The organism is Mammaliicoccus sp. P-M58 (assembly GCF_022386165.1).
GTDB classification, from domain to species: domain Bacteria; phylum Bacillota; class Bacilli; order Staphylococcales; family Staphylococcaceae; genus Mammaliicoccus; species Mammaliicoccus sciuri.
On sequence record NZ_JAJNJI010000003.1, the window covers coordinates 1 to 18,964 of the forward strand.

Genomic DNA, 18,964 nt, shown 5'->3' on the forward strand with positions numbered 1-18,964 from the left:
AATCCAGGTGTATCGCACGAAGACTGAAAGATATCGTGCGCTAAGGTACAAAATAAGGGTGTATCGCACGAAGACTGAGAGATATCGTGCGCTAAGGTACAAAATCAGGGGGTATCGCACGAAGACTGAGAGATATCGTGTGCTAAGGTACAAAATAAGGGTGTATCGCACGAAGACTGAGAGAGATTCCTATACCAAATTATATAAAGTAAAAAAACTAGAACAAATTAGGTATATATACCTAAATGTACTAGTTTTTCTAATGTACGTGTTCTGTTTGTTCCATGCAACAGAGTAGGGAACTGTCATGTTGATGATCTGGTGTTTCTAATTGGATTGTTGCATGCTGTATAGATTTATGAATAAGTTTATGATTGATTTCTTCTATTATATTGTCGCATTCCTGTACAGTCTTATCTTTATCTACGACTGCGTGGCAACTTAATGCTGTTAAGTCACTTGTAATGGACCATATATGCAAATCATGTACTTCTATTATATCTGGGTGCGACTTGATCGTTTCAGATATTTCATGAACATCGATATTTGATGGTGTTCCTTCCATCAATACATTTAATGCAGACTTTGTAACACCATATCCGCTTCTAATAATTAATAGTGCCACAATAACACTTGCTATCGGGTCAGCTAATTTCCAACCGAATGCAATCATAATGAGTGCTGCTACGATTGCGCCAACTGAACCTAATAAATCTCCGAGTACATGAATGAATGCACCACGCATGTTTAAGTTGTCTTTCGTATCAGATCCTTTAAACATTAACCAAGCAATGAATATATTCACAAGTAAACCGATTGTACTTATAATTAACATTCCAGTTGAAGCGACTTCTGGTGGATCAATGAATCTTGAAATGGCTTCATAAAAGATATAAATACTAATGACAATTAACAAGACACCGTTAATTAAAGCAGCTAAAATTTCAAATCTCTTATAGCCATATGTCTTATTCTTATTTGCAACACGTTCACCAAATTTAAATGCCATTAATGCAATAAAGAGTGAAATGGCGTCGCTTAGCATATGACCAGCATCAGATAGTAAAGCTAAACTATTTGTAATATATCCACCAATCACTTCAACTATCATAAATACAGCAATGATAATAAATGAAATGAGCAGTATTTTTTTATTATTTGTATGAACATGATTGTGTTCATGTCCATGATGTTCATGTCCCATGAAAACACCTCCTATATTGTTAATGTTTGGCATGCTCGATGGCTTGTTTTAATAATAAGATAACGTGATCATCATCTATTGAGTAGTAAATACTTTTACCTTCACGTTCAAATTTAACAAGCCTAAGATTCTTTAAAAATCTTAATTGGTGCGACACGGAAGATTGACTTAGCGAAAGTGTTTCAGCTATACAACCTACAGAATGTCGACCAGTACATAATAAATGTAATATCTTTACGCGAGTCGGATCGCTTAATGCTTTAAAAGTTTGTGATACAAGTAATAATGTTTCGTCATCTAAAATAGTATTTGTAATCATATTATTCTCCTAACATATGAATATATGTTCATATGTTAATTTTATTAAAATTTATCATTTATGTCAAATCATTATAAATTGACAAAACAGCTATAATTATGAGATGTTCACTTAAAGTAAATTTTTTGGAGGATAATATGGTGAAAATACATGGCTTAACTGTAGATAATGAATCTAGATGTGAACATTATCATACGCCACTTGATATCATCGCTATTAAATTTAAATGTTGTGATAAATTCTATCCTTGTTACAAGTGCCATAATGAATGTGAAAAGCATGACATTAAAAGATGGGATCAATCTGAATTTGATGAACATGCGATACTTTGTGGGGTTTGTAAAGAAACAATTTCTATCAATGATTATATGTTAAAAGAGGTATGCCCAAATTGTGATGCTCGATTTAATCACCGATGCAAGTATCATCACCATTTATATTTTAAAATTTAAGTGGGTTTTCTTTTTTAAAGGTAATTTATTACAAAACATGTTATAATATTTTTGACTTTAAAATTTTAAAATTGAAAAGAATGTGAATGTTGCATAGAGAGAAAAGGAGGACATTGAATGAAGGATTTGATTAAAGGTCATATATTAAGTGGCGAATTTGATACTGCATATAGATTGATGTCCGAAGTGGATTTCTTAGAATTTGAAGAACACTTTATTTCAGCAGCTCACGAAGAAGAAAGTACGATGTTTTATACATTTATATTAGACTGTATTAAGAAGGAAGAAACAAGTGAACTTCATGACTTAGCGTTCTTGTTACACGTTTATCCATATAGTGAACATGATGGCGCATTTCATTCAGCTTATTATCATGCTGAAAGATCGATGATTTTAACAGATCATAAAGAAGTTAAGAGTTTATTACAGATGCTTCTATTACATGCTATACCGGAACCTTTACTTTCTGACAAACAAGCTTTTGATATAAGTAAGCAAATACTTAAGATAGACCCAGAAAATAAAGTTGCTAGAAATATTATGAAAGAAACAGCGAAGAGAATGGACCAAGTAGTGGTAGATTTTTCACAACTATCCAAATCTCAAAATGCATAAACCTAGTCTTTTGACTAGGTTTCTTTTTTATGTCATTATAGACAAGTTACAAAATAAAATTTAGGAGAAAAAAATGGAGAATCAGTTTAAAAGAAAAATAATTATGATTGTCTTTTTAGTTGGTACATTTTTCATGATTTTAAATGAAACACTCTTAAATATTGCATTAAAAGAATTAATGTCAGTATTTGATGTTGATGCACCAACTGTCCAATGGATGGCAACTGGTTTCATGTTAGTAATGGGTGTACTAACACCATTGTCAGCAGTCGTAAATCAATGGTTTACAACGAGACGGTTATTTTTAGGGTTAGTAACAATATTTTCTATCGGGACTTTAACTGCGGGGTTAGCTATTAATTTCCCAATGTTATTAGTAGGAAGAATGATTCAAGCAGCTGGAACGGGGCTTATGATTCCAACTGTCATGAATGCAATGCTCATGCTTTATAATGAAAATGAACGCGGGAAAATTATGGGGCAATTCGGATTAGTCATTATGTTTGCACCAGCATTAGGTCCAACATTATCAGGTGTTATTGTTGATTATTTAGGATGGAGATGGTTATTTTTAATCGTTATCCCATTCATGCTATTTACGTTTATATTCGCATATAGATATTTACAAAACGTTGGAGAAGTTACAAGACCAAAAATTGATGTCTTTTCAATCATTTTATCAACAATTGGTATTGCAACTATTATATATAGTGTTTCTTCTGTGAGTAGTACAGAAGGCGGATTCTCAAGTCCTTCAATATATATCACACTCATCATCGGTATCATTACAATGATACTATTTGTCTTTAGACAACTTAAATTAGAAGAACCTTTATTAGATTTAACAGTGTTTAAATATCACAATTATACTAAAGGCGTTATCATTTTCGTAGTCGTTATTATGACAATGTTTGCTTCTGAAATTGTAATGCCAATGTATTTGCAAGGTCCTATGGGTTTCAGTGCTAAAGTTGCTGGACTGATCTTGTTACCAGGTGCTTTATTAAATGGTTTCTTGTCACCTTTTATGGGTGCAATATTTGATAAAATTGGTCCTAGAAAACTTGTTGTACCAGGTTTAATCATATTGTTATGTGTATCAATATTTTATTCAACAATTCATCCAGGTATCTCGGTTTGGGTATTTGTGATTGTATATATTATATTAATGATTAGTATTTCTGCAGTATTGATGCCAGCTAATACAAATGCATTGAACGCTTTACCAAAAGAAATGTATCCACATGGAACGGCTGTATCTAACATGTTACAGCCAATTGGTGGCGCATTAGGTATTGCGATTTTTGTAAGTATTATGAACGGTGGACAAAGAGCAGCATTAGAAGGTATCAAGAACCCAACAGTTGATCAAATCAATCATGCTATGACACAAGGTATTCATCAGTCATACTGGTTTGGTATCATTTTACTTGCACTAGCAGTTATTGTTGGCTTTACAGTTACAAGAGCAAATTATAGTCAATCAATTAAAGATAATTCATAAAGATATTAAATAGAAAGCGGGACAGAAATCTAATTTGTACAAATTAGATTTCTGTCCCGCTCATTTTTTGGAATACTTTCGTGAATAGTGGGTATACATCATTATGTTGAACAAAATGATGAGGAGGAAAGTTTGTGTCAAATTTGAAAGAAGCAACAAAAATAGGATTTGCTTATGTTGGGGTTGTCGTAGGTGCTGGATTCTCAACAGGGCAAGAGGTGATGAAATTTTTTACTCACTATGGTTTATACGGATATTTAGGTGTTATTATATCTGGTATAATGTTGGCGTTTTTTGGTAGACAAGTAGCTAAGATTGGTACGGCATTAGATGCAGATGATCATAGCTCAACGATTAATTATTTATTTGGTAAAGCAGGTATCGTTATAGATTATGTATTAATATTTTTCTTATTCGGTATATCAGTAACGATGATAGCTGGCGCTGGATCAGCATTTAATGAAAGCTTTGGAGTGCCAACTTGGTTAGGTGCTTTAATTATGTGTATTGTTATATATGTCACACTTTTATTAGACTTCGATAAAATTGTAAAAGCACTAGGTGTCGTAACACCGTTTTTAATCATTGTTATTTTAATAATAGCAGGTTACTTCTTTGTGAATGGCCAAGTAGGCATATCTGAAATTAACGATACGGTTGAATCACCAAGTCTTTTCTGGGGAATTGTTCAAGGATTTATTTATGGTGGTTTAGCCTTCTCAGTAGGATTTAGTACATTAATTGCCATTGGTGGAGATGCTGATAAGCGACGTATTTCAGGCTTAGGTGGCATTATAGGTGGAGTGATTTATTTAATTTTATTAGCACTTATCAATGCTGGATTATTAGTTGAATATCCTAATATTAAAGATATTGAGATACCAACGTTAGAACTCGCTAGAACAATTTCACCTATTATTGGGTTTGCATTATCAGTGATTATGCTTATGGTTATGTACAACACGATTTTAGGACTTATGTACTCATTTACGGCAAGATTTACTGTACCGTTTTCTAAAAAATACGTTGTATTATTGACGATATCTATGGTTCTCGCTTATGGCTTAAGCTTTGTAGGTTTCTCATCACTTATTGATAAATTATATCCAGCTATGGGTGTTATAGGTTTAGTGATTTGTGCTGCAATTGTTGTTAAATATATTAGTCGTAAAAGAGATAACAAAAAACATATCGCATAAAATAATTGAATATGTTAAACTATCTTCTTACATGAGGAAGTGAACATATGAAAAGGAAAAAACGACGATTGTTTATTTTGATTGTAGCGATCATCGTTGTTGTAAGTGGGTTTTACGGTTATAACAAATATCAGGAACATAAGCAAAGGGAAGCACAATTACAAGCTCAAAGAGCCAATCAATTATTACTAAACAATAAGAAAGTAAAATTGATACGTGATGTATCTTATGGACACAGTGCACCAAATAGTCAAATGGATATTATTATGCCTTCAAAAATGAAAAAAGGTGAGAAATTGCCAGTTATTTTTTGGACGCATGGTGGTGGTTTTATTGCGGGAGACAAAAGACATAAGAATCCATACTTAGCACAAATTGCTGAAAAAGGATATATCATCGTAAATGTTAATTATGCTTTAGCACCTGATTACCAATATCCGACACCAATACAGCAATTAGATCAAGCTACTAAATATACATTAAAACATAGAAATAAATTTAATATCGATTACAGACAAATCGTATATGGCGGAGATTCTGCAGGTGCCCAAATTGCCAGTCAATATGTGGCTTTACAAACAAATGATAAATTGCAACAACAAATGCGTATGAAGCCAAGTATAAAAAAAGACTATTTAAAAGCTGCCATTCTGTTTGGTGGGTTATATAATATGCAAACTGTAAGATCTACAGAGTTTCCTAGAATTGATTTATTTATGACGAGTTATACGGGTACTAAGGAATGGGAACAGAACTTTGCGAGAATTAATCAACTATCTACTGTTGATCAAGTTACAAAAGATTATCCACCTACATTTTTAACGGTTGGAGATGCTGACCCATTTGATCCACAAAATAGAGAATTTGATGAAGTCCTTAAAAAGCAAGGTGTTCAAACGACTACAACATTCTTTGATGGTACGCACGGTTTACGTCATCAATACCAATTCCATATGAACTTGAAGGAATCTAAGAAGAATTACAATAATGTCATGATGTTTCTAGGGGCTAATACGAAACAGTCACCATATGAAAATAATGCAAACCAAGATTCTGAAACAGTGATTAAAAAAGATGAATAATAAAAAAGGCAAACTACGCGAAATACGTGATGAGTTTGCCTTTTTTATAATAATTTTGCCATCATAAATTCATCGTAATATTTATCATTAAAATACAATGTTTGTTCTTTCTTTCCTTCTACTTTAAAACCAAATTTCTCATATAATCGGTATGCAGGTTCATTCTCCGTAACGACTGTTAACTCTAGTCTATGCAGTTGTCTTCTCACCGCCCAAGCTTCAGTTTCTTGTAATAGTTTATATCCAATCCCTTTATTTCTAAATGTCGGAAGTAGACCCATTGCAATTTTAGCAGCATGACGATTTCGATTCGTTTTGCCACCTTGAATAGTTACATAACCAATTAATGTGTCATTTAATTCCGCAACAATGATTGTAGAGTTACTTGTCGTAATCATTTCTTCTAGAAATAAAGTTTGGTTCTGTATAGATATTTGATGCTCACCTGGATTAAATAGTAAATATTCGGATTGGTTAATCACGCTATCTAACAATTTATTAAAGTCTTCAACATCATTTATTCGAATTTCGCGTATGATTTCTTTCATAAAATGTCTCCTATTTCTATTTATAAATTACAAACAGTGGTATATTTATGGTAATTAAACAATAAGTTATAAACAGTATAACACATATGTAAAGTCCGAATATAAAGGAGTGCTTAAAATGAAAGCGAATGTACTCATCTCAGGTGGATCAGGGTATATAGGCAAGCATTTAATCAGTACGTTAAAAGATATCGGAAATCTTTATACGATTACAAAGTATGAATCAGATATGATAGATGATGAAGTTACTTGGAGAAAATGTGATATTTTTGTAATTAAAGATATGATTGAAGCATTGAAAAATATAGATATTGCAATTTATTATTTAGATCCAAACAAGAAATCAGCAAAGTTAACACAAAGTACTGCCCGTAATTTAAACATCATTGCGAGTCATAATATGGCAAAAGCATGTAAAGTAAATAATGTTAAAAAAATTATATATATTAAAGGTTCGCCTTTTGATATAGAAACGATGGAAATATTAAGTTCAACCGGTATTGAAGTTCAAGTGACAGAACAATCTATTAAGCGACCAGCTGTATCGATAGAATTACAAAAGTCTAAAATTGATGACGTTAGAAGCGTTGATAGAATGCCTATTCCTTATAAATGGGATTTAGAGGATGTTGTGAAATACTATTTTCAGTGGTTACAAGAGACTAGTGGAACGTTAGTGAGAACAGAGTTAATTGGAGATATTTATTATGTTTATTTTCAACATCGCAGTAAACCATTATTAAAATTAAAAAGAGTACATCCAAATATTGATGAAGATATTATACAGTTCAAAGTTATTGGCGGTTCACTTACTGTAGATTTGTATGAAGATAACGGCATGTTAGAATTTAGAAAGTTAAGGTTAACAAATGAGTTTATAGTTCATTTATTTAATTATGTACCAAGATTACCTTGGAGTATATATTATTTATCACAAGCACCTATTCATAATGTAACGATGAAGGGATTCGAAGTTGATTGTAGAATTAAAGATTTTCAACTGCGCAGTATAGCGGGAGAAGTTAAAAAATATACAAAGTAGAGGGATAGTATGGAATTACTAATAATTGAAGATGATGAAACTTTATTTAATGCTATGAAGCAACAACTAGAAAAATGGGATTGGTCAGTACATGGCATAAATGATTTTGGTGCCGTGTTTGAAGAATATAAAACATTGCAACCAGACATGGTCATTATAGATATACAGTTACCTCAATATGATGGATTCTATTGGTGTCGTGCGATAAGAAAACAGTCCAATATACCGATTGTATTCTTATCTTCAAGGGATCACCCGATGGACCAAGTCATGAGTATGGAACTGGGTGCTGATGACTTTATACAGAAACCATTTCACACGGAAGTGTTAGTTGCTAAACTACAAGCAATTTATAGAAGAGTTTATCAATATAATAAAGATGAGCCTAGAATTAAATTATGGCATAAAGCGCGAGTGGATTACGGTAAACATATTATTGAAAAGAATGACATTGAAATTTCGTTAACTAAAAATGAAATGTTTATTTTAGAAATTCTGCTTAATCATAAGAATGAAATCGTGAGTAGAGATACGATTATCACTGCTTTATGGGATGATGAACAATTTGTGAGTGACAATACATTAACGGTTAATGTTAATCGATTAAGAAAGAAACTTACTGAAATTGGCTTCAATGATTTAATTGAAACTAAAGTAGGTAAAGGCTATATAGCGCACGAGCCGGAGGGATAAAATGATTAAGTCATTTCTGAAAGAAAGATGGATTTGGATATTACTTTTTTTAGTCATGCAGGCAATTATACTGTTAACAAGTTGGTTAGATGTAGCCTTTTCTTTTAAAAGCGCTTTATACTTAATTGGTATAAATTTGATTATTTTTATCGTGTTTATATGGTTGATTTACACGCGCGAAACAAGATTTTATAGCGCATTAAAAAATGATATGCCGATTAAAGAAATTGAACATAAAGAATTGAATCAATCAACTTATGAAAAGATTGTTTTTGATTATATTCAACTTTATGATGAGCGTACGAGACGTACTATTCATAATCAAAATAAAGAAATACAAGCAACTAAAAATGATTTATTAGATTGGATACATGAAGTCAAAACACCCATAACCGCAATGAAATTATTACTAGATCAAATCGAAGAACAAGCTCTAAAAAAGAATTTATTATATGAGTGGAGTAGAATCGACTACTTATTGGATCAACAACTTTATATTAGACGTTTAAGCTCTAAAGGTAACGATTTTTATTTTGGTCATTATGATATAAAAGAAATGGTTATTAAAGAGATTCAACATGCACGCAATATCAGCATGGCTAAAGGCATAGGGTATGATATACAAATTGAAGACGAAAAAGTTTATACAGATGAGAAATGGTGTCGTACTGTCATTAGACAGCTGATAAGTAATGCTCTGAAATATACTGAGAATAAAGATATTATCATTTCAACTTATGAGCAGCACGATCAAACATACTTGAAAATTCAAGATTTTGGGCGAGGTATTAAAGTGAGAGATTTACCACGTATTTTTGAAAGGGGCTTTACTTCAACGACAAATAGGCGTGAGTCAACAGCCACTGGAATGGGACTTTATTTAGTTAAAGAGATTACTGAAGGATTAAGTATTAAAGTCAATGTTAAATCTACTTATGGTGAAGGTACGACTGTATTGCTTATTTTTCCTCAACCAAATGATTTAACAACAATAGAACAGGCAAGTGACAATAATGTCACTTCAAACTTAAAAATGTACGATGAATCAAAGGAAGAATCGTAAAAAAGGCTATATTATGGAATCATAAACAAATTTCAAAGGAGTTTTGAATATGAGTATATTAAAAACTGAACAACTCGTTAAAGTTTATGGTTCTAAAAAGAATCAACAAGAAGTGTTGAAACAAATAGATATGACTGTTGAAAAAGGTGAATTCATTAGTATTATGGGTCCATCTGGTTCAGGAAAGACGACACTTTTAAATGTATTAAGTTCCATCGATTATGCGACAACGGGGCAAATTGAAATAAATGGTCATCAACTACAAAACATGAATAATAGACAAATGTCTAATTTCAGAAAAAAAGAGCTCGGATTTATATTCCAAGAATATAATTTGCTTAATACGCTTACCGTGCAAGAAAATATTATGTTACCACTAACGATTCAAAAAGTTTCTAAAAAAGAAGCGCAAATTAGATTTGAAGAAATTAGCAAGGCGTTAGGTATTTTAGATATACAAAATAAATATCCTAGTGAAATCTCTGGTGGTCAAAAGCAGAGGACTTCAGCAGCAAGGGCATTTATAGCACAGCCATCTATTATATTTGCTGATGAGCCTACTGGTGCATTAGATTCTAAATCTGCATCAGATTTACTTAACAAATTAAATCAAATGAATCAGACAACACAATCAACAATTGTAATGGTTACACATGATTCATCAGCAGCAAGTTATTCAAACAGAGTCATATTCTTAAAAGATGGTAAAATTTATTCTGAACTTTATAAAGGAGACGATGATAGAGAGACTTTTTACAAAGAAATCATCAAAACACAAAGTGTGTTAGGTGGTGTTGTAAATGAGCTTTAATCAAATTGTTATTAAGAATTTAAGACGAAACATTCGACATTATAGTATGTATGTCTTTTCAATAACGATGAGTGTCATGCTCTTTTTCGGATTTGTCACGTTAAGGTTCTCTGAAGATTTAAATAGTGTTCAATCTGGTATAAGAGTTGGTGCAGCTATTAAAGTAGGTGTAACAATACTGACGATTATCATCGTTATATTTCTACTTTATGCAAACAAACTCTTTATAAAGAGAAGATCTAGAGAAATTGGGTTGTACCAATTAATTGGTATGACAAAACGTGAAGTCTTTAAAATATTTGCTTTAGAAAACTTTGTATTATTCACATTAACAGCTGTAATTGGATCTATGTTAGGATTTTTCTCATCCAAAATATTATTGATGATTTTATATAAAATCATCGGTATCCAACAAGAAGCGCATTTGAATTTTAGCATAGAAGCTTTCATTCAAACGATTGTACTTATGATTGCAGTTTATATCATTATCGCTTTTCAAAATGCAATATTTATTAAGAGAAAAACAATTTTAGCACTTATGCATGAATACAATGCTACAGATACTAAAATTAAGAAAATTAAACTATATGAATTGATTTTTGGTGCAATTGGTATCGTCATGATCGTTAGTGGCTACTATTTATCAAGTGTCATGTTCGATAATCTTAGTAATGCAGGAATGACAACATTATATATAAGAATGCTCACAATATTATTCTTAACAATAGTGGGTGCATACTTGCTCTTCAGATGTTCAATTTCACTGATATTTAATACAATTCGTAAATATAAAAAAGGTATGTTAAGCGTAACAGATGTTGTTTCAACTTCATCTATTATGCACAAAATGAAAACAAATGCTTTATCTCTTACGATTATCGCAATTGTGTCAGCTATGTCAGTTGGTCTGCTAGCGTTAAGTTACGTGCAATATTACAATGCCGAAGAAACAGCTCGAAGCACGGCACCAGATGATTATATTTTTGTAAATAGAGATGCTAATCAACAATTTAAAAATGCCTTAGATGCTGAACATATCCAATATAAAGAGCGTAATTATAACATAGCGCGTTATGTCATTGATGACAGAAAAGTGCTGAAGAATGCTAATCAAACAACTGGTAAAGCGCCTGAGTCACCATCAACAGTTGCTAAATCATCTGAATTTAAAGATTTAAAATTGAAAGATGATGAAGTAGCAATCGTAGGATACAGTGATATTCTTGATAAAGTTGTCACTGTGAATGATGAAGAAAGAATGTCTTACAAAATGGGTGATGAAACTCATCATCTTAAAGTGAAATCTATAAGTAAAGAAACTTATTTATCTTCAATGGTTTCTTATAATGCACCTGTTTATGTTGTGTCAGATCACACATTCGACCAAATGAAAAAACATGAAGCTAAAAATGATGACATGAATCAGCAATTTGGTGTGAACTTAACAAATGATAAAGATGTTAAGAAAGCAGAAAAAATCTTTAGTAAGTTACAAAGTAAAACCGAGTCATCTATGTCATATCATGAAATTTACAATGATTCTAAAAGTAGCCTTGGTGTTATGCTATTTATTCTTGGGTTCTTAGGTATCGCATTCTTACTATCTACAGGATGTATCATCTACATCAAACAAATTGATGAAACGGAAGATGAAACATCAAACTACATTATTTTAAGAAAGTTAGGCTATACATCTAAAGATATGTCTAAAGGTATTGCACTAAAAATTGGCTTTAACTTTGCATTACCATTAATCATAGGATTATGTCATGGATATTTCGCAGCTAAATCAGCTTGGTTCTTTATGGGGCAATCATTCTATACACCAGTGCTGATCGTAATGTCACTTTATTCATTAATCTATATACTGTTTGCTTTCTTAGCGTATATCCACTCTAAACGCGTGATTCAAAGAGTACTTTAAAAATAAAAATTTAAAATAAAGGCTAGTGCTTGTCATTAGCCTTTTTTTGTGTTATAAAGTACCAATGTGAACTTTGTGTTTACGTAAAGTTTACAGACAAATTAAATTTTCAAAAATAAATTAATAAACTGTGGTCGAATTCATTTTGAAAGAGTACAATGAAAGAGTAATTACATAAATTATGATGTAAATTTTGGGAGGATTACTAATGTTTAATAAGAAAAAGGATAAGTTTGGTATTCAGTTAGAAGCTATAGCTGAGAATTTAAGTCGCGCATCAGTTGAATTTGGAGAAATGGATTTTGATTCAGATTTCGACTTAAAAGCTTATTCAGATAAAATTAAAGCCTATGAGTCTAATGGTGATGATCTTATGCACCAAATGATTACTGATTTAAATCAAACTTTCATTACACCAATTGAAAGAGAAGACATTTTAGAATTATGTGATGCATTAGATGATGTATTAGATGAAATGGAAGAAACGTCAGCAATGTTTGAAATGTACTCTATCAGTTATTCAGATGAATACATGGCAGAATTCGTGAAAAATATACAAGCAGCAATTAAAGAAATTGAAATCGCTGTAACGTTAGTAGCTGAGAAGAAATTCTCACACATTCGTGTACATTCTATCAACATTAAAGAATATGAAACGAATTGTGATGGTATTTTAAGACAATCAATTAAATATATTTTCAACAGTGAAACAGATCCAGTAACATTAATAAAAATTAAAGATATTTATGAATCTCTAGAAGATGTAGCAGATAAATGTCAATTAGTAGCAAACAAATTAGAACAAATTATTATGAAAAATAGCTAAGGAGTTTTAAAAAATGGATAGTTTACTCATTATTACCGTAGCTATTGTTGTGTGTGCGTTACTTTTTGACTTTATTAATGGTTTCCATGATACAGCCAATGCAATCGCTACAGCAGTATCTACAAAAGCACTTAAACCACGACATGCAATTATTTTAGCAGCGGTTATGAACTTTGTTGGGGCATTAATGGCAACTGGTGTAGCACAAACAATTGCTAAAGATATTGTCGATCCGTTTAAATTAGAAAATGGTTCAATCGTTATTTTAGCAGCATTGATTTCTGCTATAGCATGGAACCTTATTACTTGGTATTTCGGGATTCCAAGTTCATCTTCACATGCATTAATAGGGTCAATTGCAGGTGCAGCTATTGCTTCTGCAGGATTTGGAATATTACATTACCAAGGATTTTCAAAAATTATATTAGCTTTAATTGCATCACCAATTTTAGCGTTTATCGTTGGTTTCATTGTATATTCTATTTTCAAAGTCGTATTTAAAAATAATAATTTAACAAGAACGAACAGAAACTTTAGATTTATCCAAATTGGTACAGCAGCTTTACAAGCATTCTCACACGGTACAAATGATGCTCAGAAAGCAATGGGTATCATTACAATGGCACTTATTTCAGCTAATATGCAATCTACAACAGATATTGAATTATGGGTTAAAATAAGTTGTGCTACTGCAATGGGCCTTGGAACTGCAGTAGGTGGATGGAAAATTATCAAAACAGTTGGAGGAAACATTATGAAAATCCGTCCAGCTAACGGTGTAGCAGCTGACTTATCATCAGCATTTGTCATTTTTGGTGCTACTTTCATTCACTTACCAGTATCAACTACACACGTCGTATCTTCATCTATTTTAGGTGTAGGTTCATCACAACGTGTTAAAGGTGTTAAATGGACAACAGCACAAAGAATGATTATTACTTGGATTATAACTTTACCAGTATCAATTATCCTTTCTTTCATCATTTATCATATTTGTGCTTTATTCGTATAATAAATCATCAAAACATCCAACTCGTTAAGTTTGGATGTTTTTTTGTATGGAAAAATGAGAAGATTATGAGGAATATATTGTTAGCTGAGCTTTTGAGTGGATTTGTTCAGGGTTAGGGACAGAATTCCGAGAAATGTCCCTTAATGAGTACGCGCTAATTACCACAATTCAGAATAATGGAAGTTACAGCATTCTAATTACCAGAATTCGAAATAATGATAGTTAGCGAACTCTAACAACCACAATCTAATTTTCTGCATAGAAAAAACCAGTTCGTCTTCTGAACTGGTTTTTTTATTAATGAATATATGAATAGTTATATACTTGAGATGCTGGTACTGTTCTGTAATCCTTAACACCTGGAGGCGTATTATAGTTCATTTCTGAAATTAATAGACTTCCGTCTGCGTTAATAGATTCTACATATGATACGTGACCATATTGTCCAGCTGTAGATTGCATAATTGAACCTACTTCAGGAGTACCGTCTACTCGGAAACCGTCAGCTTGTGCTGCGCCTGCCCAATATTTAGCATCTCCCCAGTATGTGCTGATTGAACTACCAGCTTGTGTTCTGCGATCAAATACGTAATATGTACATTGACCCCAGTCATATAAGTTTTGGTCATTGAAAGATTTATTGCCACCTGTTTGAGTAGGTTGTGTGTTATTTGAAGGAGCAGTTGAAGTATCACTACCGCTTCCACCAGCAATTTTTAAAGTTTGACCAGGATAGATAATATAACCTTGTAAATTATTTGATTTCATTAGTTGGTCAACTGTAACACCGTTTTGTTGTGCGATTACTGCTAATGAGTCACCGCTTTTAACTGTGTATGTAGATCCTGAAGTTGCTGTTTCTTGAGAACCGCTTCCTCCCGTAGAACTACTTCCGTTTACAGTAATGACTTGCCCTGGGAAAATCATATTTCCTGAAATATTGTTACTAGATTTCAGTTGATTAACAGATACACCATATTGGTCTGCAATCATCCATAAAGATTCACCATTTTTTACAGTATGTTGAGTTGAAGCTTCGGCGTCGTTATGAGCTGCTATAGCTGCAACACCAGAAACAGCTGTTACTGCGAATGCAAATTTTTTCAAAGGCTTATCCTCCTTAGGTATATATAATATATAAAAACAGAATACTAAAATGAACTTTCTTCTATACACGTAATGGTAACAAAAATAATATTGTATGTACCTGATGTAATCACTTTGTAATAAAAACACAATAATTAATTTTTGCTTTTTTACATTGATTGAAGTGCGCCAAAACCGTTGTGAGCGCTTCTATATGGAATATGGTAATTTATGTATGTATGGTGAATGTTACAATTTATAGAAGACATGACGTTTGATATATAGAGAAATAGCATGTAAAATGTTGGTATTACGTTATAAAAAGGAATGATTAAAGATGAATTATGATAACCAATATGCATCTTATCAACATACAGATACTCATGGTTCAGCCATTAGAAAAACATGGCTATACTTCTTATATTATTGGGTAATCTTTGGAGTTGGGACATATGTAGGTCAATTCGTACCACCTGCATTACATTTACCAATTACAATTGGATTGTTTGTACTCATTATGATTTCATTATTTGTAAAATCGTCTAGAAAATTTGGCGGTTTAATTTCAAATATATATGCATTCTTTATCGGTGTGATTTCATATACAGCCTTTATGTATTATTTAGGCGCATTAGGTACACAAGCGTTTTATGGCAATATTGCCTTAGCAATTGGTGCATTTGCTGCTTTTGGTATACTCGGTTACTTTATGATTGATGATGCCTCAGGTTTAGGAAAATATTTATTTGTAACATTAATTGCGTTAATCTTCGCAAGTTTATTAGGTATATTCATCCATAATCCTATTTTCCATACAGTGTTATCTGTAATAGGCATTGGACTGTTTCTACTTTATACTGTGTATGATTTTAACCGTATGAAACTAGGGAACTTCTCTCCTAGAGAGATGGGCTTTAATTTGTTTATTAATTTACTCAACATCATCATGCACATATTAAGACTCGCAAGTATTTTAAAAGATTAAACTTAACAAGTCTGAGGCAATCATCGTGTCTCAGACATTTTTTGATTTGTAAACTTTGCCAGATGTAATCATTATTGTATAATAAGTATGTTAAATAACTCACTTGAAAGAGAGATGGAAATATGGGACGTAAATGGAATAATATTAAGGATAAAAAAGCCCAAAAAGACAAAAATACAAGTAGAATCTATGCTAAATTTGGTAGAGAAATATATGTAGCTGCTAAATCAGGTGAACCTGATCCAGAATCAAACCAAAATCTTAAATTTGTATTAGAAAAAGCTAAAACTTATTCTGTTCCTAAACATATTATAGATAGAGCAATTGAAAAAGCTAAAGGCGGATCAGAAGAAAACTTTGATGAGTTAAGATATGAAGGTTTCGGTCCAAGTGGTTCAATGCTAATTGTTGATGCATTAACAAATAACGTAAACCGTACAGCAAGTGATGTACGTGCAGCATTCGGTAAAAATGGCGGTAATATGGGTGTATCAGGCTCAGTTGCTTACATGTTCAATCATACAGCTGTATTCGCATTTAAAGGAAAATCTGCTGATGAAGTTTTCGAACTATTATTAGAAGAAGATTTAGATGTGAGAGATGTTATCGAAGAAGAAGATTTAACAATTGTATACGCAGAACCAGATCAATTTGCGCAAGTTCAAAATGTGCTTAAAGCAAATGGCGTAGAAGATTTTGACGTTGCTGAACTTTCAATGTTAGCTCAATCAGAAGTAACATTATCAGAAGAAGATTTACAAACGTTTGAAAAATTAGTCGATGCAATTGAGGATTTAGAAGACGTGCAACAAGTATTCCACAATGTTGACTTGTAATGGAGTGTTTAGATGAATAAAGAGAAATGGATAAGCGCACTCAATTTAATACCACATCCTGAAGGTGGTTTCTATCATGAAACGATTAAATCAGAACATGCTTTAAATGATGGCAATGCGTTATATACAAGTATTTATTTTCTATTAGAAAAAAATAATATTTCGCATTTTCATAGAATAGAATCTGATGAGGTATGGTATTATCATGCAGGACAAACATTGACTGTGCATATGATTTATCCGGATGGTCATTATGAAAAAGTGAAAGTCGGCCCAAATATTGAAGAGGGAGATGTATTACAAGCGCTCGTACCAAAAGGCGTTATATTTGCTTCAACTGTTGAAGGTGACAATGACTATGCACTTGTAGGTTGTATGTGCGCACCAGGATTCCAGTTTGAAAAATTCGAACTGTTTACACAGGCTCAATTGATTGAACAGTATCCACAGCATCAAGAAGTAATTGAAAAATACGCTTTCGAAACAATTTAAAGCTTAATATAAAAAATTCCCAATCCGAATGTGTCGGATTGGGAATTTTTTTGTGAAATTATAGTTCTCCGTATACTTCTTTAGCAGTTTCGATGACATAAGATAATTTACGCCATTGATCGTCTTCAGATAAGATGTTACCTTCTTCTGTCGAAGCGAAACCACATTGAGGACTTAAGCATAATTGATCTTTCGAAACGTATTTTGTTGCTTCGTCTAAACGATCAAGAATATTTTGTTTGTCTTCAAGTTCACCAGTTTTTGATGTGAATAAACCTAATACAATATATGCATCGTTTCTATCAAAGTGTCTTAATGGTTCAAAGTCTCCTGAACGATTGTCATCATATTCTAAGAAGAAGCCTTGTAGCTTTTCAGTGAATAGTTCTTTCGCAATTGGTTCATAACCACCCGTAATTGCCCATGATGATTGATAGTTACCACGACAAATATGAGTTGTAATCAATAAGTCTTCTGGTAAATCAGCTAATGCATCATTGACAACTTTTGCTGCTAGTTTGATAGCTTCTGCTTTTTCTTCTTCAGAACGCTCTCTATTTTTAATTAATTGTTTTGTTGCTGCTAATCCAGCCCAATATACATCGTCAATTTGCAAATAGCGACAACCTAATTCATAGAATTTAAGAATAGATTGACGATAAGCTTCTGAAACATCTTTCGCATATTCATAAATATCTGGGTAGATGTCATGGTTTAATATGTTTGGATGGAATAACTGGTTTGGACTCGGAATAGATACTTTACTTACAGCTCTTCCGTTTACTTGCTTATGTAAATAATCAAAATGAGCGAAGTGAGGATGATCTGGGTTGTATTTGACTTTTCCTACAACTCTTACGTCATGTTTTTTAGTTTCTACGCCATTAAATGTTAAACCAATTTCTGGTTCATAATCTTCTACACCTGTTAAGTTTTCTAAGAAATCAAAGTGCCAATAAGAACGTCTGAATTCACCGTCTGTAATACTTTTTAGTCCGACTCCTAATTGTTTTTCAATAATTTTATTAATTTCTTGATTTTCTACTTTCGTTAAATCTTCTTGTGTAATCGTACCTTCTGAAAATTGTTGACGAGCTTTCTTTAAAGGCTCAGTTCTTAGTAAACTACCTACATGGTCGGCACGGAAAGGTCTTAATTGTTCTGTCAATTTACTTCACTCCTGTTTATATACTCTAAAAATTCTGAAAAATTCAATATTAATTAAAAATACCAAAGTAATACATCGATGTCAATTTAGTTTTGATATAATA

At 32.2% G+C, this 18,964-nt stretch carries 20 protein-coding genes; 15 read left to right on the plus strand and 5 right to left on the minus strand.

Annotated features, from left to right (window positions below):
- Positions 1–259: 259 nt before the first annotated feature.
- Together LQ694_RS03705 and LQ694_RS03710 are read right to left on the minus strand one after the other, a co-directional pair.
- The gene (locus LQ694_RS03705) at positions 260–1,204 is read right to left on the minus strand and encodes a cation diffusion facilitator family transporter (RefSeq protein ID WP_058612303.1); all 945 of its coding nucleotides are present in this window, start codon (positions 1,202–1,204) and stop codon (positions 260–262) included.
- Between the two features lie 19 nt (positions 1,205–1,223).
- Positions 1,224–1,523: an ArsR/SmtB family transcription factor gene (locus tag LQ694_RS03710; RefSeq protein WP_058612302.1), complete on the minus strand. Its 300-nt coding sequence runs from the start codon at positions 1,521–1,523 to the stop codon at positions 1,224–1,226.
- 137 nt (positions 1,524–1,660) lie between these two features.
- Between LQ694_RS03710 and LQ694_RS03715 the strand changes: the two genes are divergently transcribed.
- The 5 genes from LQ694_RS03715 (at position 1,661) to LQ694_RS03735 (ending at position 6,375) form a co-directional block, all read left to right on the plus strand.
- A complete protein-coding gene (locus LQ694_RS03715) occupies positions 1,661–1,975 on the plus strand; it encodes a CHY zinc finger protein (RefSeq protein ID WP_058612301.1) in 315 nt (104 codons plus the stop codon).
- Between the two features lie 117 nt (positions 1,976–2,092).
- A complete protein-coding gene (locus tag LQ694_RS03720) occupies positions 2,093–2,590 on the plus strand; it encodes a hypothetical protein (RefSeq protein WP_037590018.1) in 498 nt (165 codons plus the stop codon).
- Between the two features lie 73 nt (positions 2,591–2,663).
- Complete coding sequence (locus LQ694_RS03725; RefSeq protein WP_096791937.1) at positions 2,664–4,094, plus strand: MDR family MFS transporter; 1,431 nt, start codon at positions 2,664–2,666, stop codon at positions 4,092–4,094.
- Positions 4,095–4,228: 134 nt separating this feature from the next.
- Positions 4,229–5,293 carry a YkvI family membrane protein gene (locus LQ694_RS03730; protein WP_196968352.1) on the plus strand — a complete coding sequence of 355 codons (1,065 nt, stop codon included), beginning with the start codon at positions 4,229–4,231 and terminating at the stop codon, positions 5,291–5,293.
- Positions 5,294–5,340: 47 nt separating this feature from the next.
- Positions 5,341–6,375, plus strand: coding sequence for an alpha/beta hydrolase (locus LQ694_RS03735; protein WP_058612709.1), 1,035 nt, complete (start codon positions 5,341–5,343; stop codon positions 6,373–6,375).
- A 44-nt stretch (positions 6,376–6,419) separates the two neighbouring features.
- Here the strand turns inward: LQ694_RS03735 and LQ694_RS03740 are convergent, their stop codons facing one another.
- Positions 6,420–6,923 (minus strand): GNAT family N-acetyltransferase, encoded by a 504-nt coding sequence (locus LQ694_RS03740; protein ID WP_048541269.1) that lies wholly within the window; start codon positions 6,921–6,923, stop codon positions 6,420–6,422.
- A 118-nt stretch (positions 6,924–7,041) separates the two neighbouring features.
- On the opposite strand from LQ694_RS03740, the gene LQ694_RS03745 reads away from it, so the two are divergent.
- From LQ694_RS03745 to LQ694_RS03775, 7 genes are all read left to right on the plus strand, one after another.
- On the plus strand, positions 7,042–7,965 hold the full coding sequence (locus LQ694_RS03745; protein ID WP_058612708.1) for an NAD-dependent epimerase/dehydratase family protein: 924 nt from the start codon (positions 7,042–7,044) through the stop codon (positions 7,963–7,965).
- 9 nt (positions 7,966–7,974) lie between these two features.
- Complete coding sequence (locus LQ694_RS03750; RefSeq protein WP_058612707.1) at positions 7,975–8,658, plus strand: response regulator transcription factor; 684 nt, start codon at positions 7,975–7,977, stop codon at positions 8,656–8,658.
- Position 8,659: 1 nt separating this feature from the next.
- Complete coding sequence (locus LQ694_RS03755; protein WP_196968353.1) at positions 8,660–9,721, plus strand: sensor histidine kinase; 1,062 nt, start codon at positions 8,660–8,662, stop codon at positions 9,719–9,721.
- Between the two features lie 49 nt (positions 9,722–9,770).
- Positions 9,771–10,532, plus strand: coding sequence for an ABC transporter ATP-binding protein (locus tag LQ694_RS03760; protein ID WP_048541263.1), 762 nt, complete (start codon positions 9,771–9,773; stop codon positions 10,530–10,532).
- The gene (locus LQ694_RS03765; protein WP_058612705.1) at positions 10,522–12,456 is read left to right on the plus strand and encodes an FtsX-like permease family protein; all 1,935 of its coding nucleotides are present in this window, start codon (positions 10,522–10,524) and stop codon (positions 12,454–12,456) included. The genes LQ694_RS03760 and LQ694_RS03765 overlap by 11 nt, the downstream gene beginning before the upstream one ends.
- Before the next feature lie 208 nt (positions 12,457–12,664).
- Positions 12,665–13,282, plus strand: coding sequence for a DUF47 domain-containing protein (locus LQ694_RS03770; protein WP_037590003.1), 618 nt, complete (start codon positions 12,665–12,667; stop codon positions 13,280–13,282).
- A 13-nt stretch (positions 13,283–13,295) separates the two neighbouring features.
- Entirely contained in the window at positions 13,296–14,294 is a 999-nt protein-coding gene (locus tag LQ694_RS03775; protein ID WP_048541261.1) for an inorganic phosphate transporter, read from the plus strand.
- 297 nt (positions 14,295–14,591) lie between these two features.
- Here the strand turns inward: LQ694_RS03775 and LQ694_RS03780 are convergent, their stop codons facing one another.
- Complete coding sequence (locus LQ694_RS03780) at positions 14,592–15,401, minus strand: LysM peptidoglycan-binding domain-containing protein (protein WP_167811930.1); 810 nt, start codon at positions 15,399–15,401, stop codon at positions 14,592–14,594.
- Between the two features lie 316 nt (positions 15,402–15,717).
- On the opposite strand from LQ694_RS03780, the gene LQ694_RS03785 reads away from it, so the two are divergent.
- The 3 genes from LQ694_RS03785 to LQ694_RS03795 all read left to right on the plus strand — a co-directional run bounded on the left by LQ694_RS03785 (position 15,718) and on the right by LQ694_RS03795 (position 17,693).
- Positions 15,718–16,365, plus strand: coding sequence for a Bax inhibitor-1/YccA family protein (locus tag LQ694_RS03785; RefSeq protein ID WP_049319944.1), 648 nt, complete (start codon positions 15,718–15,720; stop codon positions 16,363–16,365).
- 122 nt (positions 16,366–16,487) lie between these two features.
- Positions 16,488–17,201 carry a YebC/PmpR family DNA-binding transcriptional regulator gene (locus LQ694_RS03790; RefSeq protein WP_048541255.1) on the plus strand — a complete coding sequence of 238 codons (714 nt, stop codon included), beginning with the start codon at positions 16,488–16,490 and terminating at the stop codon, positions 17,199–17,201.
- A gap of 12 nt (positions 17,202–17,213) precedes the next feature.
- Positions 17,214–17,693, plus strand: a complete 480-nt coding sequence (locus LQ694_RS03795) for a cupin domain-containing protein (RefSeq protein ID WP_096791942.1) — start codon at positions 17,214–17,216, stop codon at positions 17,691–17,693.
- 58 nt (positions 17,694–17,751) lie between these two features.
- Here the strand turns inward: LQ694_RS03795 and LQ694_RS03800 are convergent, their stop codons facing one another.
- Complete coding sequence (locus LQ694_RS03800; protein ID WP_058612702.1) at positions 17,752–18,861, minus strand: 5-methyltetrahydropteroyltriglutamate--homocysteine S-methyltransferase; 1,110 nt, start codon at positions 18,859–18,861, stop codon at positions 17,752–17,754.
- Positions 18,862–18,964 lie beyond the last annotated feature (103 nt).